The 18931-nt window shown below is 67.4% G+C and carries 19 protein-coding genes; 10 read left to right on the top strand and 9 right to left on the bottom strand.

The features are described from left to right. The first annotated feature begins 11 nt into the window (after positions 1-11). From EVS83_RS05630 to EVS83_RS05620, 3 genes are all read left to right on the top strand, one after another. A complete protein-coding gene (locus EVS83_RS05630; RefSeq protein ID WP_246022793.1) occupies positions 12-1094 on the top strand; it encodes a site-specific integrase in 1083 nt (360 codons plus the stop codon). Positions 1095-1185: 91 nt separating this feature from the next. Continuing rightward, entirely contained in the window at positions 1186-1455 is a 270-nt protein-coding gene (locus EVS83_RS05625) for a type II toxin-antitoxin system TacA family antitoxin (RefSeq protein ID WP_133500055.1), read from the top strand. Continuing rightward, the gene (locus EVS83_RS05620) at positions 1452-1943 is read left to right on the top strand and encodes a GNAT family N-acetyltransferase (protein ID WP_246022792.1); all 492 of its coding nucleotides are present in this window, start codon (positions 1452-1454) and stop codon (positions 1941-1943) included. The genes EVS83_RS05625 and EVS83_RS05620 overlap by 4 nt, the downstream gene beginning before the upstream one ends. Before the next feature lie 265 nt (positions 1944-2208). Here the strand turns inward: EVS83_RS05620 and EVS83_RS05615 are convergent, their stop codons facing one another. Next, positions 2209-2538, bottom strand: a complete 330-nt coding sequence (locus EVS83_RS05615; protein ID WP_133500054.1) for a helix-turn-helix domain-containing protein — start codon at positions 2536-2538, stop codon at positions 2209-2211. A gap of 103 nt (positions 2539-2641) precedes the next feature. Between EVS83_RS05615 and EVS83_RS05610 the strand changes: the two genes are divergently transcribed. Further along, positions 2642-3421: a hypothetical protein gene (locus EVS83_RS05610; protein WP_133500053.1), complete on the top strand. Its 780-nt coding sequence runs from the start codon at positions 2642-2644 to the stop codon at positions 3419-3421. 27 nt (positions 3422-3448) lie between these two features. Here the strand turns inward: EVS83_RS05610 and EVS83_RS05605 are convergent, their stop codons facing one another. Both EVS83_RS05605 and EVS83_RS05600 read right to left on the bottom strand, forming a co-directional pair. Then, entirely contained in the window at positions 3449-4207 is a 759-nt protein-coding gene (locus tag EVS83_RS05605) for an ImmA/IrrE family metallo-endopeptidase (RefSeq protein ID WP_166636817.1), read from the bottom strand. A 32-nt stretch (positions 4208-4239) separates the two neighbouring features. Further along, positions 4240-4557: a helix-turn-helix domain-containing protein gene (locus EVS83_RS05600; protein ID WP_166636816.1), complete on the bottom strand. Its 318-nt coding sequence runs from the start codon at positions 4555-4557 to the stop codon at positions 4240-4242. A 101-nt stretch (positions 4558-4658) separates the two neighbouring features. Here EVS83_RS05600 and EVS83_RS05595 point away from each other — a divergent pair, with 101 nt between their 5' ends. From EVS83_RS05595 to EVS83_RS05585, 4 genes are read left to right on the top strand one after another with little or no spacing between them, the layout of a single operon-like run. Continuing rightward, positions 4659-5336 carry a multiubiquitin domain-containing protein gene (locus EVS83_RS05595; protein WP_133500050.1) on the top strand — a complete coding sequence of 226 codons (678 nt, stop codon included), beginning with the start codon at positions 4659-4661 and terminating at the stop codon, positions 5334-5336. Beyond that, the gene (locus EVS83_RS05590; protein ID WP_133500049.1) at positions 5333-6718 is read left to right on the top strand and encodes a ThiF family adenylyltransferase; all 1386 of its coding nucleotides are present in this window, start codon (positions 5333-5335) and stop codon (positions 6716-6718) included. Before EVS83_RS05595 ends, EVS83_RS05590 begins: the two co-directional genes overlap by 4 nt. After that, the gene (locus EVS83_RS16235; RefSeq protein ID WP_425456068.1) at positions 6706-7047 is read left to right on the top strand and encodes a ubiquitination-like system serine protease family protein; all 342 of its coding nucleotides are present in this window, start codon (positions 6706-6708) and stop codon (positions 7045-7047) included. The genes EVS83_RS05590 and EVS83_RS16235 overlap by 13 nt, the downstream gene beginning before the upstream one ends. 53 nt (positions 7048-7100) lie before the next feature. Then, a complete protein-coding gene (locus EVS83_RS05585) occupies positions 7101-7820 on the top strand; it encodes a hypothetical protein (RefSeq protein ID WP_133500048.1) in 720 nt (239 codons plus the stop codon). 9 nt (positions 7821-7829) lie between these two features. Here the strand turns inward: EVS83_RS05585 and EVS83_RS16020 are convergent, their stop codons facing one another. The 5 genes from EVS83_RS16020 to EVS83_RS05560 all read right to left on the bottom strand — a co-directional run bounded on the left by EVS83_RS16020 (position 7830) and on the right by EVS83_RS05560 (position 14841). After that, complete coding sequence (locus EVS83_RS16020) at positions 7830-8318, bottom strand: copper-binding protein (protein ID WP_246022791.1); 489 nt, start codon at positions 8316-8318, stop codon at positions 7830-7832. Positions 8319-8430: 112 nt separating this feature from the next. Beyond that, positions 8431-11601, bottom strand: coding sequence for an efflux RND transporter permease subunit (locus EVS83_RS05575; RefSeq protein ID WP_133500047.1), 3171 nt, complete (start codon positions 11599-11601; stop codon positions 8431-8433). After that, entirely contained in the window at positions 11598-13037 is a 1440-nt protein-coding gene (locus tag EVS83_RS05570) for an efflux RND transporter periplasmic adaptor subunit (protein WP_133500046.1), read from the bottom strand. Before EVS83_RS05570 ends, EVS83_RS05575 begins: the two co-directional genes overlap by 4 nt. Then, a complete protein-coding gene (locus EVS83_RS05565) occupies positions 13034-14254 on the bottom strand; it encodes a TolC family protein (protein WP_246022790.1) in 1221 nt (406 codons plus the stop codon). Before EVS83_RS05565 ends, EVS83_RS05570 begins: the two co-directional genes overlap by 4 nt. 200 nt (positions 14255-14454) lie before the next feature. Next, complete coding sequence (locus tag EVS83_RS05560; protein ID WP_133500044.1) at positions 14455-14841, bottom strand: hypothetical protein; 387 nt, start codon at positions 14839-14841, stop codon at positions 14455-14457. A 149-nt stretch (positions 14842-14990) separates the two neighbouring features. Here EVS83_RS05560 and EVS83_RS05555 point away from each other — a divergent pair, with 149 nt between their 5' ends. Together EVS83_RS05555 and EVS83_RS15850 are read left to right on the top strand one after the other, a co-directional pair. Next, on the top strand, positions 14991-15668 hold the full coding sequence (locus tag EVS83_RS05555; protein ID WP_133500043.1) for a ZIP family metal transporter: 678 nt from the start codon (positions 14991-14993) through the stop codon (positions 15666-15668). 58 nt (positions 15669-15726) lie between these two features. Further along, complete coding sequence (locus EVS83_RS15850; protein WP_133500042.1) at positions 15727-16128, top strand: hypothetical protein; 402 nt, start codon at positions 15727-15729, stop codon at positions 16126-16128. A gap of 49 nt (positions 16129-16177) precedes the next feature. Here the strand turns inward: EVS83_RS15850 and EVS83_RS05545 are convergent, their stop codons facing one another. Then, on the bottom strand, positions 16178-18871 hold the full coding sequence (locus EVS83_RS05545; RefSeq protein ID WP_246022789.1) for a heavy metal translocating P-type ATPase: 2694 nt from the start codon (positions 18869-18871) through the stop codon (positions 16178-16180). Between the last annotated feature and the right edge of the window lie 60 nt (positions 18872-18931).

Here is an 18931-nt window from a genome sequence, read left to right as displayed (position 1 = left end):
ACGCTAATCTCATGCCGCTGTCCAGCATCCCCGATCTGCTGCCCGACCAGTTGGCCGCGTCGGCGCAAGACGCGGTGCGCGAGATCCTCGAGGAAGCCGCGTCGGCCAACACGACGCGCAGCTACGCGAGCGCGCTGCGGTACTGGGCCGCCTGGTTCCAGGGTCGCTACGGCCGCCCGATCGAGCTGCCGGTTCCCGAGGTCGCGGCTGTTCAATTCATCGTCGACCACGTCGCGCGCCGCTCAGCCTCGGGAATGAAGTTCGAGTTGCCGCCCGAGCTCGATCGCCAGCTCGTCGCCGCGCGCTTCAAGCAAAAACCCGGCGCCTTGAAGCTTTCGACCGTGGTGCATCGGATCGCGGTGCTGTCCAAGGCCCACCAGCTGCGCAAGGCCGACAACCCGTGCGAGCAGCCGGCCGTACGGCATCTGCTCGCGCGCGCGCGGCGCGCCGCCAATAAGCGCGGGGAACGACCGACCAAGAAGACGGCCATCACCAAGCGCGAGCTCGACGCCCTCATTGCGACATGCGATGGGAGCCTGGAAGGCCTTCGGGACCGCGCCCTGCTCTACTTCGCGTTCGCGAGCGGCGGCCGGCGCCGCAGCGAGGTCGCGGCTGCCGAGTTCAGTGCGCTGCGCAAGGTCGGCGAGCGCCAGTACGTCTACAGGCTCGAGTACAGCAAGACGCAGCAGGCCGGGCCTAAGGCGAACTCGACGCCCGACAAGCCGATCCTCGGCGTTGCCGCCGACGCCCTTGAGGCGTGGATCGCAGCGAGCGGCCTGACGGAGGGACCAATCTTTCGCCGCATCTGGAACGGCACAGGCGTCGGTCCCGCCCTGTCGCCGGCGGCGATCGCCGACATCGTCCAGCGGCGCGCCGTGCGGGCGGGGCTGGAAGGCGACTTTGCTGGCCACAGCCTGCGCTCGGGTTTCATCACCGAGGGCGGCCGACAGGGCGTCGCCCTGCCCGCCATCATGGCCATGACCGAACACCGCTCGGTGGCGAGCGTCATCGGCTACTTCCAGGCCGGTGGTGTACAGGACAATCCGGCAGCACGGCTGCTGGATGACGAGGGTCCGAAGACGCCGGCTGACTGAACCTTGATCCACGGCACGGATCCCACTGCCGAACGGTGTACGGTATGATCCCGTACATCGGTACAGCTCTGTACCGTACAGGAGTTCCGCCATGGCCACCCACTCCGACCGCCTCGACCTGCGTCTGGATGCCTCCGACAAGCAGGAGCTGGCCCTTGCCGCCTCGCTGATGTCGACGCCGGTCTCGGCGTTCGTGCGCGAAGCGGCCCGTGAGCGGGCGCGACAGGTCATCGCCCAGAGCACGCGCGTCACCCTGTCGGCCGAGGAAAGCGAACATTTCCTCGATGTGTTCGACGCGCCCTTTGCGCCGAACCCGAAACTGCAGCGTGCGCTGGAGCGTTCGCGCCGCGTTGCCCGGTGACGCTGCGCTTCACCCTGCTGGAGCCTGCCGTCCACGATCGTGCCGGCTTCCGCTGCGGCGAGGCGACGCTTGACGAGTTCATTGCGCGCTATGCCAGTCAGAACCACCGACTCGGCCTGGCGACCACGCACGTCCTCGTCGATGACGAGGCGCCTGCCCGCATCATCGGATACGCGAGCGTGGCGATGGCGCAGTTGGACCTCGAAGCGCTTCAACCGGAAGATCGGCGTCGCCTACCGCGGTATCCGTTGCCTGCGCTTCGTGTAGGACGCCTGGCCGTTGCAACGGCCGACCAGCGCCAAGGCCACGGCGAAACCCTGCTGGGCTACATCATCGATCGCGCGCTGTCATTGCGCCAATCGGAGGTGGGCGTCTGCGTTGTTCTCGTCGACGCCCTCCACGATCGCGCTGCGGCGTTCTATAGGGCCTACGGCTTTCGCCCGACCAGCGATAGCGCGCTGACCCTGTACTACCCGCTCGGCCGCTGATTGCCCTCATCAAGCGACGAGGCATGGTGCTACCACGCCGTTTTCCTTGCCGCGATGGCTATGGCGATACACGACGGTGCACTTGGCGCCGCGTCGCAAGGCTTGCATCTCGCCGCACCAAGGCGGCTTGACCGCGCTTGGGCGTCGGTGGAGTCACCACGTGGCGCGATCGCATCACGACGTCCCAAGGTCGAACACCCGGTCGCAGCCGCGCGCCCGATCGCGCTACCCCACCCGCCCTACTCCCCCGCCCACGCGGGCGTGTCTAGCGGTGTCGCCCCCGGCTCTCGGCCTCGCGCATCAGGCGCTCCTGCTCGGCCACGCTCAGCTGCGAGAACGCCAGGATCATGCGCGCCAGGCGCTCGCCGTCGGCAAACAAATAGGCGACGGGGATCTTCAGCTCACGGGCGATGGCCTCGATCGTGTCCGACCGCGGCACATGGGTCCCGGTCTCGTACTGGTTGATGCGCGGGCTGGCTGCATCGTCCTTCATGCCGATCCGCCGACCCAGCTCCCGTTGGGACAACCCTGCCCGCTCCCGCGCGAAGCGCAGGCGGCGGGCGAACACCGGTAGGTCTCGAACCTCGACCGACACGCGGCGATTTCCGTAGGGCGATGCGCCATAGGGTCGTCAACTCGGGGCCTCCTGCCTATTCTAAGTTATTCTGATCACCTGCCAGCAGCCGGGAGGGGCGCCGATGGCCTCGGGTCTGCCGGATACCGTCGAGGATTTGGGCCTCTCGGGTGCGCTGGACGTTGGCGCCCTGGCCTTGGCGCAATCCGGGCGCCTGCGCGTGGCACCGACGCGTCGCATGACGCTCGCCCTGATGGAGCGCCTCAGGGAAGCGCAGCTGATTGACGTGCCGTGGCCCGAGCCGCGTTGGGAAATTGCGCCCGAGTCCAAGGAGACCCCGATCGAGGGTCTGCAATGGCGCCTGGCGTGGAAGGCGTATCCGGTCGAGAGGCTCCCGGAGGCTGTCGCCGATTACCTGCGGTCGGTGGAGCGTGACGAGTACGGGATCGCCCTGCGGCTGCGCGTCTGGCGTGATCTGGTCTTGGCCGAGGGCGAACGCTTCTTCGAACAACAGCTCGCAAAGCACCAGTTCGACCCCGCATGGGCACAGGACCTGATCTTCGTTCAGCGGGAAACGCGTGCCGATCTATCGGCGGCGCAGTGGCGGTACTGCGCGTGGGTCGCCACGCGACAAGGCGCGTCCGTGGCGCTGCAGTTGCGGCGCCCGGAGCCCGAAACGGTTCGCCAAGCCATCTATGCGGACCTGACGCGCCGCGTTGGGTCCGTGGCGTCGGGACAATGGCCGAACGCTTCGTTCGTCCCGCACGTCACGCGACCGGAAAGCGCGTTGTCGCAACTTTTCGCGTACGAGCTCACGAACCTTCGCGATGCGTTCTGGCCGCTCGTGCCCAGCGAGCTCGCGCTTCTCACCCCCGCACCGGAACGTGCATGCGCACGGTTGTGACGGCGAGCGGTTAGCGCGTACGCGCGCTCATCCCAGCTCGGCGTCCACCTCTCCCCACTCCCAGGGCCGCCGGGGATCGCGAGTGACCAGCATCCACAGATTCGCGTCGTAATGGGGCATGTCGGCGGCCGAGACGATGAGCTGCGCGCCGACGCGCGCATGGGCCTCCGGACCGAACGCGGTCAGCGTTGGAAACGGTTCGCCCTCCAGGGACGAAAGTTGTTGGAGCGGCCACGGCGCGCCGCGTGCGGCGCGCCACTGGAACCGGGACGTTGGCCAGCACCACTTCACGCGACCCGAAGCGACATAGACGAGGCACAAGGCACCGGCCGACAGCTCGCGCACGCGAAGCGCCGTGGACACCAGCGATGTTCCGTACCGTTCGCTGAGCTCGCGCACCAACGCGATCGATGGCGGCCTGGCGGCGATCTGCGCGCGTACATCGTCGGCCGGCATGAGCAGCGTCATCGCGAACTCATTGGCTTCCTGTTCGATGTTGACCGGGTGCGGGGCGACATCAAGCAGATCGTCGAGCGAACATCGAAGCTCCGGCCGATCCCGGTGCAGGCTGTAGTGCCCGAGCTCGTGCCCGGCAGTAAAGCTCCGGCGACCGTCCTCGCGAATGCGCGAGTTGATGACGATCGCGCACCTGCCGTTCGCCTGCAGGAGCGCGCCTTCGAAGGTCGGCCCGAGGTCGTCTTCCTCAACGAGGACACCGAACTCGCGGGCGATCACCAATGGACGCACCGGAAACCACTGCTCGGGCGGCAACGCGAGCCGCAGCACCTTGGTGAGCTGGTTCGCGGCGGCCCGGGGTCTCAATCGGCTCCGCCCTTAAGCACCTTCATGATGCCGTTGAGCTTGCTCTTGGTGGGCTCGTCCAACGCCTGGTACGAGCGAAAGAACGCCATGTCCTGCTGTTTGGCATCGCCCCGCACCAGGTGCTCCACGGTGACGCCAACCGCCTCCGCAAGCTTCAGGGCCAGATCGGCGGAGGGGCGCCCGGTCTGGGTGGTTTCGAGTTCGGAGATGTAGCCCTTCGACGAACCGGCGCGCCGCGCCAGTTCGTCTTGACTCAACCCGGCCTCGAGGCGGGCCGCCTTCAGGCGGCTCCCAAAAGTCGAAGGTTCGCTCAAACCGCACTCCAAGTATTGCTATAGCCGTATAGGCCTGCTAGGGTTCGCTAAAGCCTGACTTCCCATCCGGCTTGAACCGATCCTACCAGAGGGCGCCGGCGATGAGCGAGCACAACGAGAAGCAGGAAAAGAGCAAGCCCCACCCGGCGCCGGTCTACCGGTTCCGCGTCGACAAGCAGGCGTTCGAGACCCAGGAGCGCCACCTGACCGGTGCCGCGATCCTGGCGGCGGCCGGCCTGGACCCGGCCCTGCTGATCCTGGTGCGGGCGATGAAGGGCGGCGCACGGGACGAGATCGCGCCCGGCCAAACGGTCGATCTGGGCGACCCCGGGCTCGAGCGCTTCTTCACCATGAAGAACGAGCACACCAATGGCCTGGAGGGCGGGTGCCGGGACTTCGAGTTGCTGGCCGACGACGAGGCGGCACTCGAGGCCACGGGTCTGGCGTGGGAGGCGCGCACCCTCAATGGAGAGCGCTGGCTGTTCCTGCGCGGCTACCCGGTCCCGGCCGGATTGCTGCCGGCACAGGCGGACCTCGGGCTGCGGCTCAGCGCCAACTACCCGATGACCGAAATCGATATGGCGTACTTCAACCCACCGCTGAATTCGGCCCAGCCGCGCGAGATTCCGAACCTCGCCATGGTGCCGGTCGGCGACGCCTCGTGGCAGCAGTGGTCGCGCCATCGCACTCCCAACAGCTGGCGGCCGGGCGTGGACGGCCTGGATAGCCACCTGGCGTTCGTGGCCCACTTCCTGGCGGCGGCGGCGAGCGCCTCGTGAGTGCCGTCGGGCTGCGAATGACGCATGGGCAGCACGCTCGTCTGCTCGAGCATTTGCACCCGGGCGACGGCCAGGAAGCCGCTGCGTGGCTGCTCTGCGGGCGCCGTGCCGGCGCCGATCGGCATGTCCTTTGCGTCCGCGACGTGTTTCCGATCGATCATGCCGCGACGGATCGCGGCGCCGCGCACGTGACGTGGCACACAAGCAGCCTGGCACCGGTGTTCGCCGCCGCTGCGCAGCTCGACACCCCCGCGATCGTGCACGTCCACAGCCATCCCGCCGGCGCGGAGCGCTTCTCCCGAGTGGACGACGAAGCCGATGCAGCCCTGCACGAAGACCTGGCGAAGGTCTACAACGACGGCCTGCCAACGGCGAGCCTGATCCTGCTGCCGGACGGGCGGATGCGCGGGCGCAGCTTCGTGGACGGTCAAGCCACGCCCCTCGAACGCATCTGCGTCGTCGGTGAACGCATCACCATCGTCAGCGAGTTCGACGACGCGGTCACGGACCGGGCATTTCTCGCAAGCCAGCGGCAGGCCTTCGGGGATGGCACGCGTGACCGGCTCCGGCCGTTGCGTATCGCCATCGTCGGGTGTTCGGGCACCGGTAGTGTCGTCGTCGAGCTGCTGAGTCGTCTGGGCGTGGGGGAGCTCATCCTCGTGGACCCGCAGGTCGTCGAGGAGCGCAACCTCAATCGAATCATCAATTCGAGTGTCGCCGACGTCGCTGCCGGCCGCAGCAAGGTTCGTGCGCTGGCCGATGCCGTGACGCGCAATCTCGGCGACTGCGCGCCCCGGTTCCAGTGCATCGCAGGCACCCTGCAGGACGCATGGCCGGTAGTTGCGACTGCGGACATCGTCTTCGGCTGTACCGATAGCGCCGAGGCCCGCATGCACCTCGACCTGCTCTGCCACCACTACACCCTGCCTTACTTCGATGTCGGCGTGGATATCAGCGCGGACGGGCACGGGGGTGTGCGCTACGTCGGCGCGGCGGTGCATTACCTGCAGCCCGGCGGCGATAGCCTGCTGGCGCGCAAGGGGTATCGCATGAGTACCGTAGAGGCCGAAGCCCTGCGTCGCGAGAGCCCTGAGCGCTACGCCGAACAACGGCGGGTCGGGTATATCGAGCACGTTGAAGAAGATCGCCCCGCCGTGATCTCGCTCAACACCTTTGCCGCGAGCATGGCCGTCAATGAGTTGCTCGCGCGCGTGCACGGATTCCGGGGCGATAGCGACACGGCTTTCGCGGCGCGCCGCGTCCACCTTCGGGAGGAGTACACGCGCTTCGAGCCCGCGGGCAGCCCGTGTCCGACGATGAGTCCGCATCTTGGGCGCGGTGACTGCACCCCACCTTTGGGTATCTCGTCATGGCAGCGGTGAGCCGCTTTCAGCGTTGGCGTCGTGAGTGGCAAACATGGACCACGCGGTGGTGGCCCTACTGCGTCAGCGAGCAGGTTGACGAGGAGCTCCCCGATCGGCTGGCCTTTCGCACGGTCTACGTGCTCGGACGGCCCCCGTGGCGAGCCGCGTTCCGATGCCCTTGCGGATGCGGTGACTCCGTCGAGTTGTCGCTAATCGGAACAATTCGCCCGGCTTGGAAGCTACACCGCGACACGGCGGGGCGTGTCACGCTGTCCCCATCGGTCTGGCGCCAACGTGGGTGCAACTCGCATTACTTCATCGAGCACGGACGGGTGCGCTGGGTGTAGGGCAACATCCGTCGGACGTTGAATGACCACGGGCAAATCTGGAGGAACACCGCGTGCTCGAGACCATCGCCAAACAGCTGGGCCCGGGTTTCATCGTCCCGGCGCTTGCGGCGCTGATTCTGGGGTGGTTCGCCAAACTGGTGACCGATCTGCATACCGGATCGCGGCAGAGCCGCCGGGACTTTCTCGACCTGTGGCGTACGCTCGACAAGAGCGACGACATCGCGCTTGAGGTTGCTACGCGGCATCTGTTTGGCGACTACCTGCCTGCGGAGGTCATCCGCGCCGCGACGGCGCTGGCGTTTCCGACCCAGCAGTTGCAACGCCTCTCTCTGATCTGGCCGCACCTTCGCTACGAAGCAGCGACTGGACGAGTGCTGCTGGCCAATGTCCGGCTTCGCGAACCGTGGTATCGCCGGTGGGCCATCGCGGGCTACCTCGCCGGGTATTTTGTACTGGCGCTGCTCGGCGCGGTCGCGCTTCAGATCGCGTCGAAGATGGCGCCGTCGACGATGCTGACCTGGATGGTTGTGGTCCCCGCCGCGGGCTCCCTGATCGTTGCGTTCGGCAGTCTCGCACGCAGTGACACGATCAAGTCGCTCGGCGCATGGGGCGTCGAGTTGGTGGACGCCCTGAATGTGCGTTTACGCTATCAGTCCGGCGGGCAAGTGGTGGTCTCGGCATCAGTCGATGCACGGGTCGCAGGCACCGCTGTCGAAACGGCCGCGCGCTCCTCGGTGCGAGCTGATCGGGCGACCCGTAATTCAGATTGACGGGCTTCGTCAGCGGGCCGCGCGGATCGCGGTCAACACACTGGCGCCGTCCGCCTGCTTGAACTCGAAGTCGACCCGCTCCCCCTGTTGCACCGTGCCCAGCTGGTCCGCCGTGGCGTGGAACGCCATCGTCATCGGCGGCCACTTAAGCGAGGCGATTGCCCCGTGCGCGATCGTGATGCGCCCGCCGTCGCGGTCGATTGACTTGACCACGCCCGTTGCTGACGCGGTGCCACCGGCGACCGCGTCGTCGCCCGCCTGCATGGCCGCATGCTCGGCCGGGGGCATGTCCATCGTGTCGGCGGCCGTCGGCTTGTGCTCCCCGGCGCGCACGTCAACTGCATCGGTCGCGTCGGAGGCGGCGGGCATCGCGCCCGCGCTGGCGGCGGCTCCGCGGCTCCGTGTGCCCTCGCCGGCGCTGGACGGCTCGGCGCTGCTGCCCCGCCTGGCACAGCCAACAAGCAGGAGTGCAGCGACAACAGCAGTTTGGATCTTCATGACTAATTTCCGTGATGGAAGGGGAACGGGGCGGAATGACGAACGAGAAGAAAGCGCTGACGACCCGGCGGTAGGCAGCTGCGTGGACAGCCGGGGATCGCGCGGCAGGCGTTCATGCGCCCGCTGAGCGCGCGTGCGTGGACGCGGCGTCGCGCTCGCGGGTGATGCGACGTCGTTGAAGGAGTCGGTACGCCGCGGGGATCACCAGCATCGACAGCAGCGGTGCGCTGAGCATCCCGCCGACCATGTGGGCAGCAATGCGCTGCATGACCTCCGAGCCGGCACCGCTTCCCACTAGGATCGGAAACAGGCCGGCGAGGATGACGGCAACGGTCATCGCCTTCGGCCGCACGCGCTGGACGGCGCCTTCGCGGATCGCATCATCCAGCTCGGCGAAGCCCGACGCCGGATTGCGCGCCACCTGCGCCTCCCACGCATGACGCAAGTAGAGCAGCATGATGATTCCGAATTCCGCGGCGACGCCCGCGAGCGCTATGAAGCCAATCAGCGTCGCGATCGACACGGCGTGGCCGAGCAGCCACACCAGCCAGAGCCCGCCGACAAGTGCGAACGGCAGGCTCAGCATGATGATCAATGCTTCGGGCAGCTTGCGGAAAACCAGGAAGATCAGGCCGAAGATGATCAGCAGCGTCGTGGGCACGACGACGCGCAACCGCTCGCTTGCGCGCTTGAGGAACTCGTACTGACCCGACCAGCCAACCGCGTAGCCCGCAGGCAGTTGCACCTGCTCGCCCACCGCCTTCTGCAGATCCGCGACCACCGAGCCCAGGTCCCGATCGGCCACGTCCACATAGACGTAGTTTGTGAGGCGTGCATTGTCACTGCGCAGCATGGGCGGACCGTCGGAGAAGCCGATCTCGGCTACCTGCCCCAGCGTCAACTGCACGCCCCCGGGCGCGACGATCGGCAAGTTCGCAAGCGCCTGCGGCGAGTCGCGAAGCTCGCGCGGGTAGCGAACGACGACCGGATATCGCTCGCGACCCTGGATCGTCTCCGCCACCGGGTCGCCGCCGATCACGGTCGCGATCAGGCGCTGGATGTCCGCCTGTGTCAGACCGTACCGCGCTGCCGTCTCCGGTCGTCCCGTGATGTCGAGATAGCGCCCACCAGCGATGCGCTCGGCGAGCGCCGAGCTGACACCGGGCACCGTCTTGGCCACTTGCTCGATGCGATCGCCCAGCCGCGCGAGCACCTCGGTATCCGGCCCCGACACCTTGATGCCGATCGGGCTCTTGATCCCCGTGGCGAGCATGTCGATGCGGTTGCGGATTGGCGGCACGAACAGGTTCGTGAGCCCCGGCACCTTGACTGCGGCATCGAGCTCCTTGCGAAGCTTTTCGGGCGTCATGCCCGCGCGCCATTGCGCGCGCGGTTTGAAGGTGATCGTCGTCTCGAACATCTCCAGCGGCGCCGGGTCGGTTGCGGTATCGGCCCGGCCGGCCTTGCCGAACACGTGTGCCACCTCGGGCACCGTCTTGATCATGCGGTCGGTGATCTGCAACAGCTCAGAAGCCTTTCCTGCCGACAGCCCGGGCAGCGCTGTGGGCATGTACAGCAGCGTGCCTTCCTCCAGCGGCGGCATGAACTCGCTGCCCAGCTTGGAGTATGGGATTACCGAAAACATGAGCACGATCGCGGCGGCAGCAAATGTCGAGCGCGGATGCCGGAGAACCGCTTCCAGTAGCGGCTTGTAGCCGGCGATGAGGACCCGGTTCAGCGGGTTCTGCGCTTCGGGGCGGATCTTGCCGCGGATGAGGTAGCCCATCAGGACCGGCACGAGCGTGATCGAAAGGCCCGCGCCGGCGGCCATCGCATAGCTCTTGGTGAATGCCAGCGGCGAAAACAGCCGCCCTTCCTGCGCCTGCAGGGCAAACACGGGTACGAACGATAGCGTGATCACGAGGAGGCTGACGAACAACGCGGGCCCGACCTCGATCGAAGCCTCGCCCATCAATGTCCATCGTTCCTCGTTATCGGGATCGCGCCCGGTCCGCTCCTTGAAGTGCTCCAGGTGTTTGTGCGCGTTCTCGATCATGACCACCGCCGCATCGACCATGGCGCCGATCGCGATCGCGATGCCGCCGAGCGATAGCAGGTTTGCGCTCAACCCCTGCTGGTGCATCACGACGAAGGCAGCGAGCACCCCCAACGGCAGGCTGATCACCGCGACCAGGGCCGAGCGCACGTGCCACAGGAACAGCGCGCAGACGAGCGCGACGACGAGGAATTCCTCGCCCAGTTTGTGGGTCAGGTTGCGCGCGGCCTCCTTGATCAGCTCGGAGCGGTCGTAGACCGGGACAATCTCGACACCCTTGGGCAGGCTCCCCTTGAGCTCCTCGAGCTTTTTCTTGACGGCCGCGATCGCGGCCAGCGCATTTTTGCCCGAGCGCAGGATGACGACGCCGCCGGCTACCTCCCCTTCCCCGTCGAGTTCGCTGATACCGCGGCGCAAGGCAGGGCCGCGTTGCACGATGGCGACGTCGCGCAGCAGCACGGGCACGCCATCGCCGCCGGTCATGACGGGCACCTGCTCGAAGTCCTCGCGTTTTTGGAGGTAGCCCTCGCTGCGCACCATCAGCTCGGCCTCACCCTGTTCGATCACGGAACCGCCGGTCGCGCCGTTGGCGTCTTCGATCGACTCCACCAGCGCGGCGACGGTGATGCCGCGCGCGGACAACGCCTGCGGATCGGGCACGATCTGCCACGCCTGCACCATGCCGCCGATGCTCGCGACCTCCGCCACATCGGGGATCGTCTTGAGGTCGTAGCGCAGGAACCAGTCCTGCATCGCACGCAGCTGGCCGAGATCGTGCGTACCGCTGCGATCGACGAGCGCGTACTCGTAGATCCAGCCCAGGCCCGTTGCATCCGGTCCCAATGCCGGGCTGACCTGCGCGGGGAGCCGGTCGCGCACCTGGCTCAGGTACTCGAGCACGCGGGAGCGCGCCCAGTACAGGTCGGTGTCGTCGTCGAAGAGGACGTAGACGAACGAATCGCCAAAGAACGAAAAGCCGCGTACCGCCTTGACACCCGGCACCGACAACATCGTCGTGGTCAGCGGATAGGTGACCTGGTCCTCGACGATGCGCGGGGTCTGTCCGGGCCACTCGGTGCGGATGATCACCTGCGTGTCCGACAGGTCGGGCAGCGCATCGAGCGGCGTGTGCTTCACCGACCAGATGCCGACCGCGGCCAGCGCCAGCGCCGCGACGAGGACGAAGATGCGATTGCGGATCGCGGCCAGGATGATGCGGGCGATCATCGACGCGCCTCCGTCGCTGCCGGGGACTTCGGCGGCGCTGCAGGCGCCGCGTTGGGCATCGCGCTGCCGGACTGTTTCGGCGCCGCCGGCTCGTTCGGCGCGCCAACGCCGAGGCGAGTCAGCGCGCCCGACAGGTTGGCTTCGGAGTCGATCAGGAACTGGCCTGATACCACCACACGCTCGCCGCCGCGCAGACCTTCGAGGATCTCGGTCTTGCCGCCACTACTGCGCCCGGTGCGCACAAGCACGGGCTTGAACCGCTCACCGGTGCCGAGGACGATCACCCGCGCATTGGTGCCGTTACCCACCAGCGCATCGGTCGGAACCAGGGGCACCTCAACGCCATCGACAGGCCGGATTGTGACCTGCGCGAACATGCCCGGCGAAAGCAGCGCGCCCGGGTTGTCGAGCACGATGCGGGCTTTCTGCGTACGGCTGGTGGCATCGAGTTGCGGAAGCAGCGCCTCGACACGGCCGTTGAATGTCTTGCCTGGCATTGACGTCACCATCGCCGTGACCGGCGTGCCGCGAACGATGTCGCCCACGCTCGCCTGCGGCACCGATGCCTCGAGCCACACGGTGTCGGTCCCGTTCACGCGGAAGAGCAGCGCGCCCATGCCGGCGAACTGGCCTTCGCGGACGCCGATCTCGCTAACGACGCCGGAGACCGGGGACGTCAACGTCACGGTCCCGCCCGCACCCGCACGCGCGCCGGCCGGCATGCCCAGCACCCGTAGCCGCTCACTGGCGGCCCCGCCCATGCTGCGCGCCGCGGCGGTGCGTGCACCGCGCAGCGCACGCGCCTCGGCGATCGCCGTGCTCCATTCGCGCGCGATCACGCTCGCAAGCGGTTGCCCCGCGCGCACCGTGTCAAACGGCGCGCGCACGTAGAGGCGATCGACGATGGAGTCGACGCGGGCGCTGACTACGCGCTCCTTGCGAAGATCCCAGGTCACCGTGCCCGGGGCCTGCACCGTGCCTGCAAGGCTTCCCAGCTCGACCGTTTCGGTGCGCATGCCGAGGTTCTGGCGCACGCCAGGGGTGATGCGGATGCCGCTGTCGGCGCCGGCGTCGCCGTCGGCGTGCTTGGGCACCAGCGCCATATCCATGAAGGGCGACTTGCCGGGCTTGTCGAAGTGCTGGTCTGGCACCATCGGGTCGTACCAGTACAGCACCTCGCGCTCCCCGCCACCGCTGGCTGGGTCGGCGTACTTCGGGATCAGCGTCATGCCCATGGACGACTTGCCGGGTTTCTCGTAGCGCTCCTGCGGCACCATGGGGTCGTACCAGTAGAGGATCCGCCGCTCGCCGGACGCATCGCCCATCGCGCCAGCGGTGTCGTTCGAATGGCCCCACCAGTAGCCGGCGCCCACGGCGGCGGCGACGAGAGCGAATGCCGCGACGGCAAGCGCGAGCGGCTTGATGCGAGGGTTCATCGGGCGCCCTCCTCGGGCAGGAGAAATGCAAGGGCGGCCCAGGCCTGGCCCAGCTCGGCCAGGTGCTCAGCGTGCGAAAGGTGGGCTTCGATCTCGGCGCGGCGCGCGTCGATCCACGGCTGCAGATCGCCCCCGGCGCGGTAGCCGGCCAACGCAACGGCGCTGCGGTCGCGCGCCAGCGGCAACAGCGAGTCGACATGAATCGCGACCTGGCGCTTGAGTCCCTGCCATCGCGCTAGATCGGCGCGGATCTTCGCCGACAGCTGGCGCCGAAGATCCTCCCGCTCCTCAACGGTCGCCTCGTACTCCGCCTGCCGTGCGGTGATCCCGCGGTTCTGGCGATTGCGCGGAAACAGCGGAAGACCCACGCCGACCTCGAGCATGACCATGTCGCTGCGGCCGCCGTCGCGCTGGGCGAAGGCCGCGGCCACGCTCCAGTCGGGTCGCTTCTCGGCGCGTGCGGCGTCGACTTCGGCCGCCGCGGTCTCGACCAGCGCGTTGGATTGCAGCACCGGGCCGAGGCGATCCACCGACGCGAGCAGCTGCGCGGCTGGAAGCGGAAGCGAGCCAAAGTCGGGCGCGTCATCCGCGGTGGGCGCCAGCTCGACCCCGGTCCAGCGGCTGAGGTCGGCCAGGGCGGCGCTGCGGTCGGCCTCCACGCCGGCAATGCGATTGTCGAGCTCGAGGATCTCGGCTTGGGTCGCCAACGCATCCGAAGGCGATTGCGCGCCCGTGCTGACGCGCGCGGTCGCGATCCTCGAAGCGAGCTGCGCCTGCTCGCGAAGCAGCCCCAGCGCGTGCAGCTCCCGTGCGGCAGCCCAGGCGTCGATCCACGCCTGGGCCGTGGCGCGCCGGACTTCGATCGCCTGCGCGGCGCTGTTCGCGACGGCTTCATCAACCCGGCGTGCGGCGACGGCGCGCGCGGCAGCGCGCTTGGCGCGTGCCGGCAGCACCTGGCGCAGGCCGATGCGCTTTTGCGTCATCTCGTCGGCGCTGAAATCCAGCGCGTCGGGGCCAGTGATCGGCAGGTTGTCGATGCCAAGCATCAATTCCGGGTCCGGCAGTTGCCCTGCCCGTCCCGCTTCCTGGCGCGCGGCTTCAACGCGTGCCTGCCGAGCCGACAGCAGCGGGGCACGCGACAACGCCATCGTGATCGCCTGCTCGAGGCGCAGCGATCCGCCGCGGGCGGCTTGAAGGCGCGTGTCGCTGGACGTCACGGTCCCTGGCGGGACGCCGACCGGCGGCGCGGCAAATACGTGGAACGCAGCCAATAGAAGGCTGACCGCACCGGCGCTAACGCGACGGCGAACCGCGCGCGAAGGGCGCGGAGTGCAAAGCGCAGACATGACAAAACTCCAATCACGACGTCGGGCCGTCACCCTTAGTGACGGAACCTGTTATCAGCGATCGGAGCTTCTCAGATGAGCCAGCAGCAGAGCCGGGATCGAGGGGGGCCTCGGCCTTGCGGCACCCGGTAACGGACCAGTTCAACGGGTCCGCGCTCGACGGCATAGACCAACGCGAACGGCAGCGCCGGCGGCAGGGCGGCGATGACCGGCACCTTCGCGTGGTCGGAGGTCGCGTGGTCAGACGCGCAATGCGACGTGGAAAGGCCCTGCTCATCGGACGCGCCCTGGCATCCGACCATCCCGGCCATGTCGGCCGCCTTCGTGACGGTGGCCGCGCTAACCACTCCCGCGCCGTCCAGGCGGAAAAACGCGCCAGGCTGCGCGGAGGCCGCAATCTGGCACCAGACCAGCACGAGCATGGCCAATAGCGCCAAAGCGTGGCGCCGGGTCAGCATGCGGACGGTGTGCCGGGACATTTCGGAAGGTTACCCCGTTCTTTGGAGCAAACGTTAAGACCGAGAGAAGTACCTCGGCCTCGCCTACACGATTGCCCGATCACTGATCACTGCCGCAGACTCGGCGATGACCACTTGGACGTTGAAGCATGAGTCTGATCCTCGTCATCGCCGTGCTGGCGGCCATCGTGGGCGCCATCGCCGCTGCGTGGCGGCCGCCGGGCCCCAAGCTGACTGCTGCGCTCCAGCATTTCGCTGCCGGGCTCGTGTTCGCGGCCGCGGCCGCGGAAGTGCTTCCGACGATCCTCCATGACGGCGCGATCGCGCCCGTCGTCGTCGGTGGCGCCGCGGGAATCGCCGCCATGCTCGGTCTGCGTGCCCTGAGCGAACGCCTGAAAGGCCCAGTCGGGCTTATCACGCTCGTGGCGATCGACATCCTCATCGACGGGCTGGTTCTGGGCTTGGCCTTCGCAGCCGGCGAGCGGGAAGGCCTCGTGCTCGGCATCGCGCTGAGCGTCGAGGTCCTGTTTCTGGGCCTGGCGGTGACGACGGCTTTTGAGAAAGAAGTTCCTCGCTGGAAGGCCGTCGCGGCAACGTCTGCTGTTGCACTGCTGCTCCCCCTCGGTGCCCTTCTCGGCGCGCCGGCGCATGCGTTGCCGCCGCATCTGCTCAGCGGGCTGTTTTCGTTCGCCCTGATCGCGCTGCTCTACCTGGTGACCGAAGAACTTCTGGTTGAGGCGCACGAAGTAAAGGACGGACCCATCACCACCGCCCTGTTCTTCGTTGGTTTCCTCCTACTCATCGTTCTCGAGGAAGGTTTACGCTGACAAGGCACAGCACTTTTCAGCGACCCGCGTTACTCCGCTTCGACAGCAGTGAAACATCATGAATCGATATTGCCTCCTCGCTTTGTCGGTCGCTGCCCTCGTGGCTTGCGGTACGCGGCAGCAATCCGGCGGGGCCGCAGAATCCGGGGCGTCGGCGCCCCTGCACGCGCACAGCGCCGCCGAGGAGACTACGCGCACCGCTATCGGCCAGGTCCAATCTATCGATAAAGCGGCGGGCACCGTGTCGATACTTCTCGGCAAGGACTCCGCGGGTACCGCCGTTCGGCGGGCTCACGTCGTCACCCTGTCGGCAACGCCCGAACTCCGGGCGCAGATCCAGATTGGAGAAGTCGTCGAGTTCAGGTCGATTGCCAGTGCCACGGGTTCCCGCATGCTTTCGATCAATGCACACGCGCATCGGCAGCCCGCAGGGCTGCCGGACGAGATTGCACCGCGCTGACATTCGCCGACGACGCTGCGCCGAACTACCGGGCAGTGGTGCTCAGCGATTAGGCAGAGCGGTCGCGATAAGCGAGAAGCCGCAATGCGTTGACTACGACGAGTAGTGTCGAACCCTCGTGGAACGCGACGGCGGCGCCAATCCCCAGTCCGAAGATGGTGGCCGGCACCAGTACGGCGACCACCCCGAGGCTGACAAACACGTTCTGCAGAATGATCCGGCGCGTGCTGCGGCTGAGCCCAACTGCGAACGGAAGGTGCGAGAGGTCATCCGCCATCAGTGCGACGTCCGCGGTCTCCATTGCCACGTCGGAGCCGGCTGCGCCCATGACGATGCCGACGGTCGCGCTTGCCATGGCCGGTGCATCGTTGACGCCGTCGCCCACCATCGCCACCTTTTCCTGCGCTCGCAGCTTCTTGATCGCCTCGACCTTGTCCTCGGGCATCAGGTCGCCCCAAGCTTCGTCGAGCCCGACCTCCTTCGCGATCGCCTCGGCGACCTTCTGGTGATCGCCCGAAATCATGATCATGCGGCGAATGCCGAGCGACTTCAGGCGCAGAAGCGCAGCCTTAGCCGCCTCACGCGGCGTGTCCATCAGGCCGATCGCCCCGAGGTCGCGATCACCGAGGCGCACGATCATGCTCGTGCGCCCCTGCTCGCGCAGCGCGGCGATGGCTGCCGTCATCCCCGGGGAAAGGGGTGCGACGCCGTCCACGCCGAACATTTCAGCCTTGCCGATCAATACCGTCTCGCCATCGAGCGTGGCCCGCACGCCGCGGCCGATCAGGTTCTCGAGATCCGAGGCCTGCGCAAGCTCCGCGCCCTGGAGGCGCTCGCGGCCATCCGCTGCGATGGCGCGTGCCAAGGGGTGGTCGCTAAGGCTTTCGACGGCCACCGCCACGCGAAGCAGCTCGGCTTCCTCCACGCCTTCCACAGGCACCACATCGGTGATGCGCGGCTTGCCTTCGGTCAACGTGCCGGTCTTGTCGAAGGCGATTGCCGACAGTGAGCCCAAGTTCTCGAGGGGGCCGCCGCCCTTGATGAGCACCCCGCCGCGCGCGGCACGCGCCACGCCCGACAGAACCGCGCTCGGCGTAGCGATCGCCAGTGCACAGGGGCTTGCGGCGACGAGCACCGCCATGGCGCGGTAGAAGCTGTCCCGGAACGGTTCGTCAACGACCACTCCGGCAAACAGCAGCACCACGACCAGCGCAAGCACCGCGGGCACGAAAATCCGTTCGAAACGATCGGTGAAGCGTTGTGTGGGTGACTTCTCGGTCTCGGCCTCGCTCACCATGCGGACCACCTTGGAGAGCACGCTGTCCGTGGACTTGCGTGTGACCTCAATCTCGATCAGACCGTTGCCGTTGATGGTGCCGGCGAAAGCCTTATGCATGGCCACCACTTCGCCGGGATTGGCGCGCGCGCTCGCGACGTCTGACACCGCACGCTTGTCGACCGGCATGCTCTCGCCGGTGATCGGCGCCTGGTCAATGCTGCTCTCACCCTCGACGATGAAGCCATCGGCGGCCAGGCGCGAGTTGGGCTTCACGACAACGATGTCCCCGAGCGCCAGCTCCTCAACCGGGATCTCCACCATGTCCCCACCGCGGCGCACCGTGGCGACGCGCGGGGCCAGTTCGGCAAGGGCTTCAATGGCCTTCTTCGCGCGGCCCATCGCGTAATGCTCGAGTGCGTGGCCGAAGCTGAAAAGGAACAACAGCAGCGCCCCCTCCGCCCATGCGCCGAGTGCTGCGGCACCGGCCGCAGCCACCAGCATGAGCGTGTCGATTTCGAACCGCTTCATGCGCAGGTTTTCGATCGCCTCCCGCAGCGTGAACCAGCCGCCGAACCCATAAGCTCCAACGTAGGCTGCGATGGGCACCCACGTCGGCACATGGAGAAAGCGCTCCGCCAGGAAGCCGGCGAGCAACAACACGCCGCAAGCCAGGGCGAAGCGCACTTCGCTGCCCGACCAGAAACCGCCGTGGCCGTGGGCATGACCATGTTCACCGTGGTTGGCGTCGTCGTGTTTGGCGGCGCTTTTGGCGTGGTCGTGTGCGTCGGGGGCAACCTTGCCGGGGTCGTCGGCGCGCCCCGGCGGGGCCGCCGCACGAGCATGTCCCCCGTCGACGTGCGCGTTGCCAGCGTGGTCGCAGTGGGCATGCGCCTGTGCGCCGCCGCGTCCGACATCACTCTCCTTAGGCGTCCGAGGTGCGAGCGCGACTACAGGCGTGTCGACCGCTCGCGCGTGTTCACCCGCAGTGTGGCTGTGCCGATCATCTGCAGAGCTTGGCCGCGGTCGCGCTTCGCCGCTGCGGCGCTCCAGTTCACGCTGGATCGCCTCTTGTGAAGTGACCGCTCGGTCGAACTCGACGCTCACTGCGCCGGAGGCGCCCACGTGTGCATCAAGGACGCCGGGGATCGCCAGCAGCGCATCGCCGACGGTCCGGGCGCGACGCGCATGCGGCATGTCGAATGTCCACGCGGCGTGGCCAAACTGCCCGGCGATCTTTGCCCCTGTGGCGTGCACCACCTCGCGAATCCGCGTCAGCGACAGAACCGCGCCGTCGAAATGGATGCACAGCTGCGGCGGCTTGGTGTCCGTGGCCGGAACAACGTGCACCTTCTCCACGCCCTCGCGGGTTTCCAATGCGGCGAGCACGCGCTGCACACAGCGGTCGGCCGCGTCTCGTACTTCCGGAAGCAGGAGGGGAATGTCGAAGCGCAGTTTGTCGCTCATGGGGTGGGAATTCTCAAAGATTGGCGGATCGCGGAAATCAGGTGCGACAGAACGTGCGGG

This window comes from Cognatilysobacter terrigena (genome assembly GCF_004361065.1).
Taxonomy (GTDB): Bacteria; Pseudomonadota; Gammaproteobacteria; order Xanthomonadales; family Xanthomonadaceae; genus Cognatilysobacter; species Cognatilysobacter terrigena.
The sequence above is the reverse complement of the archived record's forward strand: the minus strand, read 5'-3'. Positions and strand labels throughout refer to the sequence as shown.

Coding starts and splice junctions, on each gene's coding strand:
- EVS83_RS05555 (WP_133500043.1), top strand. CDS start 14,991: ATGAGTCTGATCCTCGTCATCGCCGTGCTGGCGGCCATCGTGGGCGCC.
- EVS83_RS15850 (WP_133500042.1), top strand. CDS start 15,727: ATGAATCGATATTGCCTCCTCGCTTTGTCGGTCGCTGCCCTCGTGGCT.
- EVS83_RS05625 (WP_133500055.1), top strand. CDS start 1,186: ATGGCCACCCACTCCGACCGCCTCGACCTGCGTCTGGATGCCTCCGAC.
- EVS83_RS16235 (WP_425456068.1), top strand. CDS start 6,706: ATGGCAGCGGTGAGCCGCTTTCAGCGTTGGCGTCGTGAGTGGCAAACA.
- EVS83_RS05575 (WP_133500047.1), bottom strand. CDS start 11,601: ATGATCGCCCGCATCATCCTGGCCGCGATCCGCAATCGCATCTTCGTC.
- EVS83_RS05560 (WP_133500044.1), bottom strand. CDS start 14,841: ATGCTGACCCGGCGCCACGCTTTGGCGCTATTGGCCATGCTCGTGCTG.
- EVS83_RS05545 (WP_246022789.1), bottom strand. CDS start 18,871: ATGAGCGACAAACTGCGCTTCGACATTCCCCTCCTGCTTCCGGAAGTA.
- EVS83_RS05630 (WP_246022793.1), top strand. CDS start 12: ATGCCGCTGTCCAGCATCCCCGATCTGCTGCCCGACCAGTTGGCCGCG.
- EVS83_RS05595 (WP_133500050.1), top strand. CDS start 4,659: ATGAGCGAGCACAACGAGAAGCAGGAAAAGAGCAAGCCCCACCCGGCG.
- EVS83_RS05610 (WP_133500053.1), top strand. CDS start 2,642: ATGGCCTCGGGTCTGCCGGATACCGTCGAGGATTTGGGCCTCTCGGGT.
- EVS83_RS16020 (WP_246022791.1), bottom strand. CDS start 8,318: ATGAAGATCCAAACTGCTGTTGTCGCTGCACTCCTGCTTGTTGGCTGT.
- EVS83_RS05570 (WP_133500046.1), bottom strand. CDS start 13,037: ATGAACCCTCGCATCAAGCCGCTCGCGCTTGCCGTCGCGGCATTCGCT.